The organism is Microvirga sp. KLBC 81, assembly GCF_003075415.1.
Lineage (GTDB): Bacteria > Pseudomonadota > Alphaproteobacteria > Rhizobiales > Beijerinckiaceae > Microvirga.
The window spans coordinates 61108-76646 of the sequence record NZ_QDAH01000022.1; the positions used below are offsets into that span (position 1 = coordinate 61108).

General features: G+C 61.3%; 17 protein-coding genes and 1 tRNA gene. 5 read left to right on the plus strand and 13 right to left on the minus strand.

All coding sequences use genetic code 11. The features are described 5' to 3' along the window. Window positions 1-12: 12 nt before the first annotated feature. From DC522_RS15460 to DC522_RS37275, 6 genes are all read right to left on the minus strand, one after another. Window positions 13-1344, minus strand: coding sequence for a family 1 glycosylhydrolase (locus DC522_RS15460; protein WP_116529572.1), 1332 nt, complete (start codon window positions 1342-1344; stop codon window positions 13-15). Between the two features lie 47 nt (window positions 1345-1391). Next, window positions 1392-2942 carry a methionine--tRNA ligase gene (gene metG / locus DC522_RS15465; protein ID WP_116529573.1) on the minus strand — a complete coding sequence of 517 codons (1551 nt, stop codon included), beginning with the start codon at window positions 2940-2942 and terminating at the stop codon, window positions 1392-1394. A 49-nt stretch (window positions 2943-2991) separates the two neighbouring features. Beyond that, entirely contained in the window at window positions 2992-4056 is a 1065-nt protein-coding gene (locus DC522_RS15470; protein ID WP_116529574.1) for a DNA polymerase III subunit delta', read from the minus strand. Continuing rightward, window positions 4046-4720 carry a dTMP kinase gene (gene tmk / locus DC522_RS15475; protein ID WP_116529575.1) on the minus strand — a complete coding sequence of 225 codons (675 nt, stop codon included), beginning with the start codon at window positions 4718-4720 and terminating at the stop codon, window positions 4046-4048. The genes DC522_RS15470 and tmk overlap by 11 nt, the downstream gene beginning before the upstream one ends. Further along, a complete protein-coding gene (locus DC522_RS15480) occupies window positions 4720-5931 on the minus strand; it encodes a D-alanyl-D-alanine carboxypeptidase family protein (RefSeq protein ID WP_116529576.1) in 1212 nt (403 codons plus the stop codon). Before DC522_RS15480 ends, tmk begins: the two co-directional genes overlap by 1 nt. 137 nt (window positions 5932-6068) lie before the next feature. Then, window positions 6069-7103, minus strand: a complete 1035-nt coding sequence (locus tag DC522_RS37275) for a septal ring lytic transglycosylase RlpA family protein (RefSeq protein WP_371679685.1) — start codon at window positions 7101-7103, stop codon at window positions 6069-6071. Window positions 7104-7517: 414 nt separating this feature from the next. On the opposite strand from DC522_RS37275, the gene DC522_RS15490 reads away from it, so the two are divergent. Next, window positions 7518-7607: transfer RNA gene (locus DC522_RS15490), tRNA-Ser, on the plus strand. A 372-nt stretch (window positions 7608-7979) separates the two neighbouring features. Here the strand turns inward: DC522_RS15490 and DC522_RS15495 are convergent. The 3 genes from DC522_RS15495 to DC522_RS15505 are packed head-to-tail and all read right to left on the minus strand — an operon-like array spanning window position 7980 to window position 9904. Continuing rightward, the gene (locus DC522_RS15495) at window positions 7980-8414 is read right to left on the minus strand and encodes a potassium channel family protein (protein ID WP_116529578.1); all 435 of its coding nucleotides are present in this window, start codon (window positions 8412-8414) and stop codon (window positions 7980-7982) included. 11 nt (window positions 8415-8425) lie between these two features. Then, on the minus strand, window positions 8426-9568 hold the full coding sequence (gene cax, locus DC522_RS15500; RefSeq protein ID WP_116529579.1) for a calcium/proton exchanger: 1143 nt from the start codon (window positions 9566-9568) through the stop codon (window positions 8426-8428). Between the two features lie 45 nt (window positions 9569-9613). Next, window positions 9614-9904 carry a hypothetical protein gene (locus tag DC522_RS15505; protein WP_116529580.1) on the minus strand — a complete coding sequence of 97 codons (291 nt, stop codon included), beginning with the start codon at window positions 9902-9904 and terminating at the stop codon, window positions 9614-9616. A gap of 193 nt (window positions 9905-10097) precedes the next feature. On the opposite strand from DC522_RS15505, the gene DC522_RS37280 reads away from it, so the two are divergent. The 4 genes from DC522_RS37280 (at window position 10098) to DC522_RS15525 (ending at window position 12909) form a co-directional block, all read left to right on the plus strand. Continuing rightward, on the plus strand, window positions 10098-10244 hold the full coding sequence (locus DC522_RS37280; RefSeq protein WP_371679691.1) for a hypothetical protein: 147 nt from the start codon (window positions 10098-10100) through the stop codon (window positions 10242-10244). 76 nt (window positions 10245-10320) lie between these two features. Beyond that, window positions 10321-10746: a hypothetical protein gene (locus tag DC522_RS15515; RefSeq protein ID WP_116529582.1), complete on the plus strand. Its 426-nt coding sequence runs from the start codon at window positions 10321-10323 to the stop codon at window positions 10744-10746. 207 nt (window positions 10747-10953) lie between these two features. Then, on the plus strand, window positions 10954-11472 hold the full coding sequence (locus DC522_RS15520; RefSeq protein WP_116529583.1) for a hypothetical protein: 519 nt from the start codon (window positions 10954-10956) through the stop codon (window positions 11470-11472). 141 nt (window positions 11473-11613) lie between these two features. Then, the gene (locus tag DC522_RS15525) at window positions 11614-12909 is read left to right on the plus strand and encodes an MFS transporter (protein WP_205769648.1); all 1296 of its coding nucleotides are present in this window, start codon (window positions 11614-11616) and stop codon (window positions 12907-12909) included. Window positions 12910-13018: 109 nt separating this feature from the next. On the opposite strand, the gene DC522_RS15530 is transcribed toward DC522_RS15525, so the two are convergent. From DC522_RS15530 to DC522_RS15545, 4 genes are all read right to left on the minus strand, one after another. Beyond that, a complete protein-coding gene (locus tag DC522_RS15530; RefSeq protein ID WP_116529585.1) occupies window positions 13019-13360 on the minus strand; it encodes a phasin family protein in 342 nt (113 codons plus the stop codon). A 106-nt stretch (window positions 13361-13466) separates the two neighbouring features. After that, entirely contained in the window at window positions 13467-14705 is a 1239-nt protein-coding gene (locus tag DC522_RS15535; protein WP_116529586.1) for an HlyD family secretion protein, read from the minus strand. Next, the gene (locus tag DC522_RS15540) at window positions 14698-15180 is read right to left on the minus strand and encodes a hypothetical protein (protein ID WP_116529587.1); all 483 of its coding nucleotides are present in this window, start codon (window positions 15178-15180) and stop codon (window positions 14698-14700) included. Before DC522_RS15540 ends, DC522_RS15535 begins: the two co-directional genes overlap by 8 nt. After that, window positions 15177-15539 (minus strand): CoA-transferase (locus tag DC522_RS15545; protein WP_305777711.1); only part of this gene is annotated, 363 nt, incomplete at its 5' end. The genes DC522_RS15545 and DC522_RS15540, both read right to left, overlap by 4 nt.

Sequence of the window (15539 nt, forward strand, 5' to 3'; positions counted from 1 at the left end):
TGGCCAGTTCGTCTAGCGACGGACGTTCTTGGCTGTGGCGACCGGTTCTTTATCCTCTCGGACCTCCGTGCGCCGCATCCTGCGAAGCCTTTCCTGGTTTCGCACGACATGCGCCTCTCTCACCTCCTGAGGCCGCACGACAGGAACCGTCAGGCATACGCTTTGTGCAGGCAGCACATTGCACCATTCCTTGATCAGCTGCTTGTAGCAACGCCCCACGGGGCGGATGTTGCGATCAAGGTCATAGAGGCCTACGGGAGTGGGATGGTTGTTCTCCTCACGAAGAGCAACATCCCAGTCCATCTGGTCTGTCAGAGAATACCAAGTAAAGCCGACAATCGGGACGCCCGTGTTTCGCACTCGTAGAACATTGGCCCATTGTTTCCAGAGCCAATCGACGGCCTCGTCACCTTTTGAACCTTCCATCAGGTTGGTTTCGGTATGCATAACGGGGAGTTTGTAGCGGTCGTAATACTGCCGCGTGATGTCATCGTAGCCGAAAACATCGCCTGCGGCGGTCGTCGAGCCATCCGCTCGAACGCGATGCTCATTCGTGACGTAGTAATCGTTCCCCATGATGCAGTGGTGGCGCAGGGATGATCGGTTGAGGAAGAAATGGTATTCCTCCCGGGTCATACCACCATCCATCAGGAGCTCGTACATCTCCGAGTCCACTCGGCGGCCATAGTTCAGATCGAGCGAGAGGAACCGCCGGGCGTTCAGGATCTCCGCAGGCTTGATCGCTCTCGGATTCTCCGCATGAAAATATTCCGAAGATTCGCTCTGGACGAAGAGTGAATCCGGGCGAACCTTGAGGATCCGCTCCATCGCGAGAACATTCGCCCTCACGAGGTGCTTGAGAGCCGTGACGAATGCGCAATCGCTGCGCATCTGCTCGTTCCACCAGCCGTAAGCAGCGGAGAACTGAGCGCATATGAACATCTCGTTGATCGGGGTATAGAGCTGAACCCATGGAAAGCGGTGAGCGAAGGCTTCGGCGTAAGTCGCGAAAAGTTCAGGAAAATCCGGGTTTTGGAAGTTCCCAATCCAGTCTGGAACGCCAAAATGGCACAAATCGACAATCGGAATGATGTTGCGGCGTTCGATCTCTGCGAAGGTTACGTCGGCAAAGGACCAATCGTAACGGCCCGGTCCAAGGAAGGTCGTATGCAGCGGCGGTCCATAGCGCAGGACCTGAACATCGAGTTCCGTCAGAAGATCAAAATCGGTCCGCCAGTACTTATAATGGCCGCACTTTTCCATCTGGTCGATACGGGTGCGGCCATTGTTTATGGTCGGGATGCTATTCTCGATCCCGGTCGCAAACATGAAGGTCGTAAACATCGCCTACTTCCGCTGAAGGCCCCGTGGGACCTCTCGAAGCGGAAGCGTCAGGATGCTTCCGCCTCGATATAACGCGGGAAAATCGGTGCAGGTTGCGGAAGGGCCGTCCCCGCTATCAGACGGTGATCAGGACCCACAGCCGCCAGAACACGGCTCCCAGGTGCAACAGCCAGCAGATCCAGAAGCTTGGCTGCCGCGGTCGGCACGAACGGCTGGGCCAGGATGCCGACAGCGCGCAGAACCTCGGCTGTCACATAAAGCACTGTGTTCATGCGGGCAGGATCGCTCTTACGCAGCACCCAGGGCTCCTGAGAGGCAAAGTATCGGTTGGCTTCCGCCACCACAGCCCAGATTTCGGCAAGCGTGGTGTGGACGGCGAAATCCTTCATGGCCGCCCTCGCCTTCGCGGGCAGCGCGTCCGCCAGCCACAAAATGTCCTGATCAGCTTGCGTGAACGCACCAGGCTGCGGCACAGCGGCGCCGCAGTTCTTGGCAATCATCGAAAGCGAGCGCTGCGCCAAGTTACCGAGGTCGTTCGCCAGATCCGCATTGATGCGGTTCACAATGGCCTCATGCGAGTAGTTGCCGTCCTGGCCGAAAGGCACCTCGCGCATGAAGAAGTAGCGGATCTGATCGACGCCGTAGGTGTCAGCCAGGTCAAACGGGTCGACCACGTTGCCGACCGACTTCGACATCTTCTCACCTTTGTTGAGCAGGAAGCCATGGCCGAAGACGCGCTTGGGCAGAGGCAGGCCCGCCGACAAGAGGAAGGCCGGCCAGTAGACCGTGTGGAACCGAACGATGTCCTTGCCGATAATGTGGACATCGGCAGGCCAGTAGTGCCAGCGCGGATTGTTCTCGTCGGGGAATCCGCAACCGGTCAGGTAGTTGTTGAGTGCGTCGATCCACACATACATGACATGCTTAGGATCATTCGGAACCGGCAGGCCCCAGTTGAAGGTCGTGCGGCTAATCGAGAGATCCTGCAAGCCAGAGCGGACAAAGCTGGTGATCTCGTTGCGGCGCGACTCGGGGCTGATGAAATCCGGATTCGCCGCATAATGCTCGAGAAGGCGATCCTGATAGGCGGAGAGGCGGAAGAAATAGCTCTCCTCCTCGATCCACTCGACCGGCGTGCCTGTCGGCGCACGCCAGCTGCCGTCCGGCTGCCTGGTCAGCTCGCTCTCGTCGTAATAGGCCTCGTCGCGAACCGAGTACCAGCCAGAATACTTGGAGAGGTAGATATCCCCCCTCTCCTGCATCCGGCGCCACAGTTCGTGCGTGGACGGCAGATGATCTGCATCCGTCGTGCGGATGAACCGATCGTAGGAGCAATCCAGCCGGTCCGCCATGGCGCGGAACTTCGCGGCCATTTCATCCACGAATGCCCTCGGCGTCGTTCCGCTGCGGTCCGCCGTCTGCTGGATTTTGAGCCCGTGCTCATCGGTGCCGGTCATGAAGAACACGTCATAACCGTCGATGCGCTTGAAGCGGGCAATCGCATCGGAAGCGACGACCTCGTAGGCATGGCCGATATGCGGCGCGCCATTCGGATACGAGATAGCCGTGGTGATATAGAATTTCTGCTTGTCGGCCATGGCGGATCCTTAAAACTCTGAAATCTCGAACGCAGCGCCCACAGCGAGCTTAGGCCGTTCGCCGAACCGCGTCAGCCAGATCGTCGAACAGCGTGAGGATGAAAGGCCGGCGGTCGAGGTTGAACACGTCGATTTCGCGAGCCGTCCGGGCGATCTTCTCACACACCTCCACCAAAGGCGCAAGGCGTGCCGGGCCCAAGCTGGCCCGCTCATGCAGTTTGCCGGAAACCCAGCGCTCGACGGTCTCCAGGGTCAGCTCATAGCTGTCATCAGCATCCCGCTTCGCGAGCGCCTCGGCCAAGGCGTGGATCTGCTTGGTGTCAGCCCTAGGCAGACCTTCCAGGAGCCGCGTGATCTGCCCGATGAAGGCAACTTTTTCCTCGTCCAAAAGCTCAAGAGTGCGCCGCACCGAACCTTCGCCGTAAGGCAGAGCCTCATCGAGTAGCTCTTCTGAAACGCTATTCCAGGGCTCCCCCAGCGAATGAATGGCAGCCTTGATGTGATCTTCCTCCAGCGGTCGCAGGAGCAGACGCCGGCAGCGTGAGCGGATCGTCGGCAGCACACGTTGAGGCGCGTGGCTTACGATGAGGAATAGGGAGCGCAGCGGCGGCTCCTCGATCACCTTGAGGAGCGCATTGGCGCTGGAAATCGTCAGATCCTCGGCGCTGTCCACGATGCAGACCCGATAACCTCCGTTGGCTGCTGTCGAGCCGAACATGTTCAGCGCCTTGCGGACGGCATCAACAGGAATGGTCGTCGAAGCCGCCTTTTTGTCCGTCGCAGGAGCCCGCCGGAGAACCGAGAGATTGGGATGGGACAGGGCCGAAACCTGCCGCGCCACCGCCGATTCCGGCGAGACCTGCAGGTTGTCGATGGACCGGTCGCTGGCCTTCGCAGGATCAAGAACGGCGCGGGCGACCCGATAGGCCAAGGTCGCCTTGCCGATCCCTTGAGGACCACCGATCAGCCACGCGTGGTGAAGCCGCCCGCTGCGCAGTCCTTCCAGGAACGCCCCCTCGCCGTCCCTGTGGCCAAACAAGGCAAACTGATCTCGCGGGTGTGGAGCCGCGTCGAACTGATCCGGCTCGATGACATCTTGATTGTCACGCGACATCGAGAGGCCTCTCGGAACGTTCGGTCAGGTCAGGCAGGCGCTCCCGCAAGGTTGCCCAAATCGCCGCTTCGACCTCGTCGGGCGACTGATCGGCATTGATCAGGGCACAGCGCTGAGGATCGGACTTCGCGATGGCGAGATAGGCTTGGCGCAGAGTTCGGTGGAAGGCGAGACCCTCATCCTCGAACCGGTCTGCGCCCTCACCTTTTCGGGCCTGCCGCTCCCCGGCCCGAGCAAGGCCGATCTCGGCAGGAAGATCGAGGATAAGAGTCAGGTCTGGCTTCGTACCGGCAAGCGCCACCCGCTCCAGATCATCAATGACCGAAGGAGCTATCGCCCCTGATGAGCCCTGATAGGCGCGTGTCGAATCCGCAAAACGGTCGCAGAGCACGATAGTGCCGTTCTTGAGTGCAGGCTTGATAGTCTTGTCGAGATGATCGATCCGGGCGGCAGCGAACATCAGGGCCTCAGCAAAGGGCCCCAGAGGCTTGGCATGCCCGGCCAGGATGAAGGAACGGATTTCCTCCGCCAGAGGTGAGCCGCCAGGCTCCCGCGTCACGAGGACCAGGTGACCGAGCTGCTCCAGCCGATCTTTGAGCCTAGCGATCTGGGTCGACTTGCCTGCGCCCTCCCCGCCCTCGAACGTGATGAACCGGCCCGCCATCAAATTCTTTCGATGACACTCGTGAACGCGCGCCGCACCCAGCCCGTACTGAATTCCAAAAGGCCGTCCAGAGCGCGTTGGCTCAGGGTGCCTTCCTGAATGTCTTCATTGGCATAAAGCGGCATTTCGAGCGCCTGCATCTCACCACGGTTGACCTGAAGCCGGGCTACTTCGGTCCCTTTCCGAATCGGGGCCTTGAGCGGACCGGTGTAGATGATGCGAGCCGTCACCCGCTCGCCGTCTCCACGAGGCACCAGTACACGAACAGGCTTCCTGGATACAAGCGGTAGGGAGCGCTTGCTGCCGCCGAAGACCTGAGCCTCGCCGACCACCTGCCCCTCAGCGAAGAGTTGCTGGGACTCAAAGGCCCTGAAGCCCCAGTCTAGGAGCTTTCGGGATTCATTGGCCCGGTCTTTGGCGGTCTTGAGGCCATTGACAACCACAACCAGACGCTGCCCGTTCTGCACGGCGGATCCGATGAGGCCATAGCCGGACTCCTCAATGTTTCCGGTCTTCAAGCCATCAGCGCCAATATCCATTGCCAGCAGCGGATTCCGATTCTGCTGGCGAATCTTGTTCCAGGTGAATTCACGTTCTCCGAAGATCTTGTAGAGATCGGGGTAGGTTTCGACAATGTGGATGGCGAGTTTCGCGAGATCCCGGACGGTGATTTTCTGCTCAGGGTGCCCATAACCCGTTGAATTGCGGAAGGTGGATTTCGTCAGGCCGATCTGTCGGGCACGTTCGTTCATGAGCCTCGCGAAGTTCTCCTCCGTGCCGGCAATGCCTTCGGCGATGGCGATGGCCGCATCATTGCCCGACTGAACGATGAGCCCGCGCAGCAGGTCTTCGAGGCGGATATTGCTGTTGACCTGGGCAAACATCGACGAGCCGCCCGAACCGCCCCCTCCCTTGCGCCACGCATTCTCGGAGATCGTGAAGGTGCTATCGAAGGACAGGCGCCCGTTCTTTATTTCGTTGAAGACCACTTCCGCCGTCATGGTCTTGGCCATACTGGCTGGAGCCATCAGTTCATCTGCACTCTTCTCGAAGAGAACGGCATGACTGTCAGCGTCCATCAGGATCGCTGTCGGCGCACTCGTCTGGAAGGTTTGCGCCCTTGCTTGGGGCGAAAGAGCCCACGAACAAACCAAGGCAGCGAAGGAGAAAATGGTTAACGTGAAAAAGCGGGCAGGCAGATATTGACGCATCGTAAGTTATCCAGGCTCTTCCCCTAGGAGAGCCAGAATCTGTGGCGCGTCAACGTCAAATCAACGTTATTCCAGGATAACGTGTGTGCGATTACACTGATGGAATCGAGGGCAGCCCTGAGACTGATCCACCGATCTCAGCGAACCACGAACTTCGACTGATCCAGGGTGTTGAACCGGTTCCCCTTCTGGAAGCCTGTCTGAGTGCTATCAGGCGAAGCATAATACAGCCCAGCCACAACAGGGCGCGACGGCGGGATCACATTCGGACCCGCAGAGCTCAGGGTCATCCCAGGAGCAGCGGCGCCAGGAATCGTGCCGAGGTCGAACGGGCGCTCAGGCGGAAGCGGAACATTGCTCCGGAGCGGGGCAGCGGTAGAGGCAACCTGCCGAGGGGCTGGTCCAGCAACAGGTGCGGCCTCGATGTCATCCTCAGGCTCATAAGAGTTGATGCCGATGGCTTGGCGTGGCGCATTCGCAGGGCGCGGAGTCGCCTGAGCGATCATCGTCGGAGCCGCATTGGTGAGGCTTGCAGGCTGACCATCGGTGCGGAGGCTTGCGAGCAGGATGCGGTCATCGCTGCCGTTCGTGGAAGCGCGACCAACGTATTCAACACGGACCTTCGCCGTTCCTTGGTTCCTGAAACCCAGGGCGGCAGCCGCACGCTCGGAAACGTCGATGACACGGTTGCCATGGAAAGGTCCGCGGTCGTTGACGCGGACGATCATGGAGTGACCGTTCTGGAGGTTCGTGACACGCGCATAGCTCGGAAGCGGCATGGTCGTATGGGCCGCTGCGATCGAGTCGCGATCGAAGATCTCGCCATTAGCGGTCATGCGACCATGGAAATTGGAGCCGTACCAGGAAGCAAGCCCCTCGGTGGGACGAGGCGTTTCGGACGGAACGTAGGTGCGACCTGCAATGATATATGGCTTGCCGACCATGTTTCGGCCGCCTCCCTTGGGAACCGGCTGGCCATCGGCGATAACCTTTGGGCTTGGAGCAACGCCGTATTTGGGATCGATTCCGCCCACTTTAGAGGAGCAATTTGCAACGGTCAGGGCCATAGCCGCGACACCTGCAACCCGGACGAGAGCTTGGCAGTCGAGGGCTTTTTTTCCCTTCAGACCGCTTTTCGCTTCAGCGCGACCCCAATGCATATTGTTTCGCATCCTCTTCTTCGCACTGCCCATGGTGGCGTCAGAACCTGCCCCGGTCAGCCAACCAAAGTGCGTTTATCCCCTTAAAAGGAAGTTAAATGGCCGCGCTTGTCAATTGCAAAGCTGCTAAATTGTTAACATTGTTGCGCGCGGGAAAATGCTGTGATTTATTAGCTACTTAGACGGGAAATCCCGCCTTCCTGTTTTTGCCTCACGGTTCAGCTGAGTTTATCGCCCTCTCCAACGGAATGCCTTCCTTTACTTGACCCATGACAAAATGCAGTCGAACGGCTACGAAATTATCCATGCGGTCGCACCAGTTCCGCAGGTTGAAGTTGACGGGAACGGGTTCGCCGCCTTAGAGAACCCTGCAAGCCCAATCAGGCCTCAAAGGGCTTTTGCTTTGCTGGAGAGGTTTGCTTTGCTGGAGAGGTGGCCGAGTGGTTTAAGGCAGCGGTCTTGAAAACCGCCGTGGGTGCAAGCCCACCGTGGGTTCGAATCCCACCCTCTCCGCCAATCACACTGTTAAGATCCTGAAAAATCAGACCAATATTCGTTGAAGCCTGTGTAGCTCCACACCTCAGCCCACATTTTTGGTCTATTGGGATCTGAACTCGTGCTTTGTGGGGCGCAGCCGAACCAACACGGTGCACTCGATCCTCTTCGGAGGAAACCTCAATGTTCGCGTTCGCTGAGGAGACAGTAACTTGCCGGAAGCGTCTCCTGCCGGAGCGATTGTTGGCGCCGTAGCATCGTCGTCATTCAAGCCAACTCAGCAGGTCACGTTTTCTGTCGTTCAGGCAAAAATGGAAAATCGACGCGAAGGCAACGTAAACCGCCTGCCACGTACAGGTCGTGCATGTTGTGCTTCAGCTCGGATGATCCGGTTCACGGACCGCCCCTCTGATCGCGGTGGCGCATGGCCTGTCTCATCACCTCGAAGATAACCGCCGTCGACCAGCCGAACAGCAGCACGCCGTTCATCGCCGCCATCGGACCGAGCAGGCGCCAGCGCTCCACCGGCACGACGTCGCCGTAGCCGAGTGTCGCATAGCTGACGAACGCGAAGTACAGGATATCGGCTCCGGGAGGGACGACACCCAGGAGCGCATAGGCGAGCGCCCACACCCCCACCTCGGCGACATGCGCGACCATCAGGATCCCCACGGTCGCGACCATGGCGGCTGCGAGCCAAGCCTGGGGCCGGTGGTGCTCCCACTTCAGGGCGCGGCGGGCGGTGCCCACGACCGTCGCCATCACGGCGGCATGGATGGCGATGTTGCCCAGGCTGACGGCGCCACCGAGGAGAAACTGTCGCAGCATGGGTCGATTTCCTACGGCGGAACCGCCGGGATCAGGTAAAGCACGGCCGCGATAATGACGTAGAGGGCGAGCAATTGGGCTCCCTTGAACCAATTGGCCTGGCCGGTCGTGGCAACAGTCGCCCCGAGCAGCACCGCCCCGAACAGCATCCACATCTCGGCCTGCGAGAAGACCAACCGGAACTGCGGCTGCCCCATAACCGGCGCGACCAACACCAGGATCGGGGCGACGAAGAGCGCGATCTGCGCGCAGCTTCCCAGGGCGATGCCGATGCTGAGATCGGGACGGTTGGCCCGCCCCATAGCGATGGCCGATCCGGACTCGGCCGCACCGCCAACGAGCGCGAGCACGATCACGCCCATGAATATCTGCGACATGCCCAGCGAGTGCCCGGCCTGCTCAGCGGCCCCGACGAGGAGTTCGCTCATCCAGGCTGCGCCGAGAGAGGCGACCACCAAGGTCGCGACACCCCACCCGATGTTGGGGTGTCCTTCGGTCTCCTCCTCCGGGGCGTTCAATTCGGTGAAGGTCTCCGGATGAGTTCGCAGAGAGTAGAGCAGGAACAGCCCATAGAGGCCCAGCAGGACGACCGCCACAACAAGATCCAGGGTGGCGTGCAGGCCAAGATGGGACTCCGCCTCAAATGCGCGGTGGAATGCGCTCGGCAGCGCCAGGCTGATCCAGGCCAGCACCATGATCGACGAGTAGGTCCGCACCGCATCGGGGTTGTATTTCTGGCTGTGGTGGCGCAGGCCGCCGAGCAGGAAGGAGAAGCCAAGGGCCGCCAGCAGGTTAGCGAGGAGTGCCCCGACAATGGAGGCGCGCACCATATCCAGGAGACCGGCCCGCAAGGCCGCCATGGCGATGATCAACTCCGGCAGGTTGCCGAAGGTGGCGTTGAGGAGGCCTCCAATCGTGGCGCCGGTGTGGGCCGCAACCTGCTCGGTGCCTTGGACGATGAGCTTGGCGAAAGGCACGATGGCCAACGCCGCGCAGAAGAAGACCACGCCGGCCGGAACATTGCCGGCATAATCGAGAAGGACGGCTATCGGTGCAAGGACCAGGAGCCACAGGAGTGAGGGCCTGGACAGGGATGACCTGAGCGGAGATGCTCCGGCCACAGGGTGACGGTCGGGATACGGCTTGTCCATCATGACCTCGTCCCCCTTGCTTTTCCGTGTGGGCCTGGCCGTTTCCCTTCACCGCCCGTTGTCGATCTCGATGGAGCGGCAAACCCCGCCGATTGGGCATTGCGCGACATCGGCCGTCCTCACCCAGGCCGGACGTGCGGTTTCCTGGAGTGCGCAGAAGCTCCCATCGCGCACATAGCGGTCGTAGGTCGCCGGTCCGGTGCGCAGCACGGCCGCTCCCCGCGAGGCCACGATCCCCCTGGCCTGGGCACAGGTCATGGCAGGGGTCGTAGAGCCTGACTGTGCAAGGGCACCTGTGGCGTAGCCTGCAACGGCGACGGACACCAAGAAGAGCTTCATGGCTTCTCTGCCTTTCGGCGGCACCCTAGCCCATCCGGAACACAGTGCTTGATCGGAGGGGACAATCTCTTGACAGTTTTGGCCGCAGGCACGTCACAAAGGACGGCGTTCAAACCGCCCACGAAGAAACGCTGCTGCGGAGCGCTGGAGCAGCCTGGATACCGCCTATTTCGCAATCGGGACCATCGCCACCATTGGGTCCGGCGACTTTGTCCCGAAACCGGCAGCCGGCATGATCTTCGCCATCGCCAATGTGATGAGTGGCATCGGCATCCTCGTCGCCGCCGGCCCAAACTGCCAAGCGATTGTCCTCTTCGGTCAAGCAGGATGCCCCGTCTAGCTTACAGTGTCTCAGTCATGGCCGGTTGTCCCACCTAGGGCGGCCTTGGCCGGATGCCTTGTTGGAGGAGGACACGATGCGAATTGCGGGGCTTGTGGGTGCCGCTGGGCTTGGTCTGGGCCTTGCCGCGACAGTGGAAGTGTCGGGCGCGATGGCGCAAGGCGGCCTTGCGGGCTACCAGGGCGCCTGGCTGGCTGGGGGCGCCGATTGCGCCGAGGTTTACTCTTCCGCCGGGAAGGGAACGTCGTTCAAGAGGCCGGTCGACATCTTCGCGCCCGCCTTCATCGTCTCCGGCAACCGTTTGAGGACGCCCCAGGCGTCGTGCCGCATCAAATCGGTCAGGCCGGTCGGAGACCGGCAGCGTCTCGTCCTCGACTGCGCCAACGCCGTGGCAGGCAGCGAGGTCAGGGTTCTGATGGCAACGCAGCCGGACGGCTCGCTCAAGCGCTACTTCAATGAGCAGGACACGACCGGTACTCCGTACCAGCGCTGCTCACGATGACGGAAACGGCGGCTCAGGGGAGCCTTCCCGCCCTCGAGACGGAGGCCCGTCCTAAAGTGTCAAGACCTTGTCTCAAGCGGTCAAGCACGGCCGCCAAATAGATGTAGATTGAATTCATTGCCGTGCATTACCGATGAACGAGGCGGCACGGGCAAGAGGAGCTTCGAAAAGACAGAGGTGGTGGGCACGAAATCGTTGGAGGCTGACATGAGGAAACTCGCAGCTGTCGCCGCTGCCGCGTTGATCCTGACCGGCAGTGCCGGAACAGCGGACGCGCAGTACTGGCGTGGATACCGCGGCTATCATCACCATCATCATCACGGCGGGGGCGGCGCTGTCGCGGCTGGATTGATCGGCGGGGCAATCCTCGGGGGCCTGATCACCGCAGCCGCCACGGCCCCCGCCTATGGTTACGGGTATGGGTACGGATATCCCGCCTACGGGTATGGGTATTCGGCTTATGGGTACGGCTATCCAGGCTATGGTTATGGATACTATGGGCCCTGGCCGGGTTACGCGTACCCGCGCGTCGCCTACTATCCGCGGCGTGTCTACTACGGCCCGCGCTATTACTATCCCCGCCGGGTCTATTATGGTCCGCGTTACTATCCGCGGCGCGTCTACTATGGTCCTCGTTACTACAGGCCCCGCTACTATGGCGCGTACCGGGGCTACTACAGGCCGCGCTACTTCGGCCCCCGCGTGGCCTACCGCCGGTACTATTGAGGTCCTTCAACCCTCGACAAGGATCGGGCCTGATGTGATGGCGGCGCTTGGCGGCCAAGAGCGCCCGGAGGTCATCGTCACAAGACCTTTGCGTTGCTGCGGCACAGTTGCATCTTCCAGCCTCAGATAGGCATCGAGGCCATGGAGCAGTTGCACTCACGGGCCATGTTCACGGCCGAAGTCGCGGATCCGGCGCGCGCCTGGATCGCAGTGGGCCTGCTATTTCTGTTCATGTTGATCAACTTTGCCGACAGGGCGGTGCTCGGCCTCGCTGCGGTTCCGATCATGCAGGAACTGGGACTGAGCCATACCCAGTTCGGCCTGATCGGGGCAAGCTTCTTCACCTTGTTCTCGCTGGGAGCCGTGATCGGCGGTTTCCTGGTGAACCGGATCGCGGCCAAGTGGGTGCTGGCCGCGTTGGCAATGATCTGGTCCCTGTGCCAACTGCCCATGCTGCTGCCGGTCTCGATGGCCGCGCTGATCGCCAACAGGATTGCCCTCGGCTTCGGCGAAGGCCCGGCCTACCCGGTTGCGGCGCATGCCGCCTATAAGTGGTTCCCGAACGAGCGTCGGGCCTTGCCGACGAGCCTCATCGCCATCGGCGCCCTGTCGGGCAACGGGATCGTGGCCCCGATGGTCGTGTTCATCATTGCGTCCTGGTCCTGGCATGCCGCGTTTGGGCTTCTCGGTACCATCGGCCTTATCTGGTGCGCTGTATGGCTTGCGTTTGCCCGCGAGGGGCCCCTCACCCCTAACAATATGAGTATGGGCGGACCCGAGGCGCACCTGTCATACCGCCGGCTGCTCGGTTGTCGCACGGTCATCGGTGTCCAAGTCGTCGGGTTCTTCGCCTATTGGCTGCTGACCGTGGCTGTCATCTGGCTGCCAGCGATCCTGAACCAAGCCTTCGGCTACACGCCGGTTCAGGCCGGTTGGATCATGATGCTGATCGCTCTCTGCCAGATCGTGCTCCTGCCCGTTGTATCGGCCATTTCCGACGGGCTGCAGCAGCGCGGCGTCTCAAGCCGGCTTGCCTGCGGATGGATGGCCTGCGCCAGCACTGTCGCCGCGGGTCTGCTGACACTTCTGCTGTCCCAATCCGGGGGATCAATCACAGTTGTCTTATGCACGGTGCTCGCGTTCTCACTTTGCAACGTGATCTTTGTGCTCGCGCCATGCCTGATCGCTGAGGTCACTCCGGTCAGGCAACGAGGGGCAATCCTTGGTGTCAATACCGCCATCGTGACACTGGCCGGTCCGTTTGCTCCTTCGGTCATGGGATTGGTGGTTGATAGCGGGCTTAATCCTGCGGATGGATACCGCATGGCCCTTACGCTGACAGGAAGTCTTGTCATCCTGGGCGGGCTTTCGGGATTTTTCCTGATCGATCCGGAGGCTGACCGGGCCGACAATCCACCGGCACAGTCATTCATCTGAACAACCGGATCCGCCCAAGTCGGTGAGACAATGGCTGCACTGATGATGTGCAGCCGTCACTCAGGTGCGTTCAAGCGCCTGGTGAGGTTTTCACCGCAACCACCTTCCGTTACCCTCCGAACCGGCCTCCACCGTTCACAGACTTGGTGTAGATGGCCATCAGCTTGGTGACCTCGGAATTGTAGTCGCGGAGGGTTTCCTCGATCCAGCGGGATTGGATGGCCGTCACGTCCGCCAGATTCTTGCAGCCCATCATTTCGCGGGTGGTCTCGGCATCTTTCTCGAGGCGCATGGACACGAAGCTCATCATCTCGCGCTGGCACTCGGTGGCCGCGGCGAACCACGTTTCCGTGGCATTCGCCAGGGCGCGGCCGCTGTCGCCTGGCAAAGCATATCCGGCACCGCTTCGCAGTGTGTCTGATGTTCCTGAATTCTTCGACATGGTGGCCATGGTCATTCTCCTTGAACAGACCGTTTCATCAGAATGAAGGAGCGCGCCTCCACTTGCTCCGAGCGGCGGATCATGATCCGCCGCCTTCTTCCCCCTCGCCTCATTGTCAGTGTCCGCCGCTGAACACGAGGGTTTGGATCGGATACACCAGCGCCTGGATGCGCAGGATCAAGGCGTGCACCAGCCCAACGGCATCCACCGCGTGAAGCGCGAAACCTCGGATGGCGCCGACGTTGCCTGAGGCGATCAGGTCGTGGTTGCTGGTATAGGCATTGGCGATGCAGCTGCTGCCAGGCGTGACGCCGTCGAGCCCGCCTTCGTAGAGCGGCTCCAGGTAGACCAGAATGGTCCCCGGCCGAACCACCTGCTGCGGATCAAGCAGTTGCTCGCCGCTGCGGACCTGGCCGGCGGCGATGAAGTCCTGCACTCCCGTCACCACCATCGGGATCACCGTCCAAGGCTTCGACGCGCAGGTAGCCTCGGCGACCATGCCGGGCCTCATGACCTGCGCCTCGACCTGTCCGAAGCCGGCCAGGAGGCGTCCCCGACCGGCGCCCTCCGGGATCAGGACACCGGCCGGGCGCATGAGCGGGTTGACGACGTCACCCACCCGTAGCGTGAACTGCTCCACCCGTCCGCTCACGCCGGCCCGGATGACGGTCTTTGATAGATCCACCTCGGCCTGGGCCAACTCGGCTTCGGCGCTGGCCTTCTGCGCCGGTAGGAGCGTGGAGATCCGCGTCTCGGCCTGCTCCTTCGCGGCAACGGCGGCGTCAATGCCGCCCTGGCGTCCCTCGACAGCGACCTGGAGCTTCTCGATGTCCCTTGTGGCGACGGCGCCAGGATTGCGCCGGTAGATTTCCCGTTTGGTCTCCAGTTCGTCCAATGCCTGCTGATGGGCGCTCCTGGCCTCCTGAATTTTGCCTTCGGCCGCCGCGACATCGGTCCGCGCCGCGACCAGCTGCGCGTCGACCTCGGCGATCTTTCGGCGGGAAGTCTCCACGGCCGCCTCCTGCTTGGCGTTGTCGAGACGGAAGATTGGTGCCCCTTGTTTGACCTCGTCGCTTACACCATTGACAAAGATCTCGGCCACGCGGCCGTTGGTCTCCGGCAGGACCGGGACGGTTCGGAAAAACACAGTAGCGCTGCTCGTGGAGGGGTGATTGTAGAAGATCACCGTGATTAGTCCCACCGTGAGCATCAGGCAGGTGACAATGCCCCACCGCAGCTCGAACCAGGCCGAGAAGAGCGTGATCTCCTTGCCGATCCGCTTGCCCTGGCCGTAACGGCGGTAGAGATAGTCCGGCAAGATCGTCAGCAGCGAGCAGAGAAGAAGCTCAAGCATGGGCCCGCTCCTTTGGCATCCGGGTGGGCGTGATGGTAGGCGGCACTTCGGCGGCACCTTCACTTGCCGCTTCGGCTGGCGGGCCGCTGACGCCGCTCTCGTCCGGCGCTTCGGTCGCACCCTCGCCGGGCCTCAGGCCGGCGATCTTTTCCAGAGACCCAGCGATCCTGCGCAGCGGATTGCCGAAGTCGGGAATGTCGATCAGGGCGAGGAGCAGACCGGCGACCCAGAAGATGTGCATGTGAGTGAACAGGGCCAGCAGGCCCAGCACGGCGACAATCTCGAACTGCAATTTATGGGATTTGTGCGCCATGCGCTCCGGCAGAGTATGTAAGCGGAGGAACAGAAGGCCGACCGCCAGCACGGCGAGTACCAGGAACACTGCCATGACCACCATGAACACGTCGGTCTCGCCGGGCGCGGGGATGAAGACCGGCAGATGGTGAGGTGCTGCCGGATGAAGTGATGCGCTCATATGGCCTCTCCCATCGAAGACAGGGTGACATCCCCGGATCTACTCTTGGGATTTGTCGCGGCAGACAGTTCAGGAGGGATTACGAGTTCGGCCTCGGTTGCGGCGAGCACCTCCTCGACTGAGACACCTTCCGATGTCTCCAGTAACGTCGCGCGGCCGTCCGGAAAGCCGATCACGGCGAGTTCGGTGACCACGAGGTCGACCGGCCGGTCCGACGTGAGCGGCAAGGAGCACTCCCGGACAATCTTCGGGCGTCCCTTGGCGGTATGCTGCATGGCGACAATGACGCGCTTGGCTCCGGCCACTAGGTCCATGGCGCCGCCCATGCCGGGCACCATCTTGCCCGGTACCATCCAATT

Bases quoted from the DNA above. Each gene is read 5' to 3' on its own strand.
- DC522_RS15460 (WP_116529572.1), bottom strand. From the start codon at position 1,344: ATGTTTACGACCTTCATGTTTGCGACCGGGATCGAGAATAGCATCCCG.
- metG (WP_116529573.1), bottom strand. From the start codon at position 2,942: ATGGCCGACAAGCAGAAATTCTATATCACCACGGCTATCTCGTATCCG.
- DC522_RS15470 (WP_116529574.1), bottom strand. From the start codon at position 4,056: ATGTCGCGTGACAATCAAGATGTCATCGAGCCGGATCAGTTCGACGCG.
- tmk (WP_116529575.1), bottom strand. From the start codon at position 4,720: ATGGCGGGCCGGTTCATCACGTTCGAGGGCGGGGAGGGCGCAGGCAAG.
- DC522_RS15480 (WP_116529576.1), bottom strand. From the start codon at position 5,931: ATGCGTCAATATCTGCCTGCCCGCTTTTTCACGTTAACCATTTTCTCC.
- DC522_RS37275 (WP_371679685.1), bottom strand. From the start codon at position 7,103: ATGCGAAACAATATGCATTGGGGTCGCGCTGAAGCGAAAAGCGGTCTG.
- DC522_RS15495 (WP_116529578.1), bottom strand. From the start codon at position 8,414: ATGCTGCGACAGTTTCTCCTCGGTGGCGCCGTCAGCCTGGGCAACATC.
- cax (WP_116529579.1), bottom strand. From the start codon at position 9,568: ATGATGGACAAGCCGTATCCCGACCGTCACCCTGTGGCCGGAGCATCT.
- DC522_RS15505 (WP_116529580.1), bottom strand. From the start codon at position 9,904: ATGAAGCTCTTCTTGGTGTCCGTCGCCGTTGCAGGCTACGCCACAGGT.
- DC522_RS15515 (WP_116529582.1), top strand. From the start codon at position 10,321: ATGCGAATTGCGGGGCTTGTGGGTGCCGCTGGGCTTGGTCTGGGCCTT.
- DC522_RS15520 (WP_116529583.1), top strand. From the start codon at position 10,954: ATGAGGAAACTCGCAGCTGTCGCCGCTGCCGCGTTGATCCTGACCGGC.
- DC522_RS15525 (WP_205769648.1), top strand. From the start codon at position 11,614: ATGGAGCAGTTGCACTCACGGGCCATGTTCACGGCCGAAGTCGCGGAT.
- DC522_RS15530 (WP_116529585.1), bottom strand. From the start codon at position 13,360: ATGGCCACCATGTCGAAGAATTCAGGAACATCAGACACACTGCGAAGC.
- DC522_RS15535 (WP_116529586.1), bottom strand. From the start codon at position 14,705: ATGCTTGAGCTTCTTCTCTGCTCGCTGCTGACGATCTTGCCGGACTAT.
- DC522_RS15540 (WP_116529587.1), bottom strand. From the start codon at position 15,180: ATGAGCGCATCACTTCATCCGGCAGCACCTCACCATCTGCCGGTCTTC.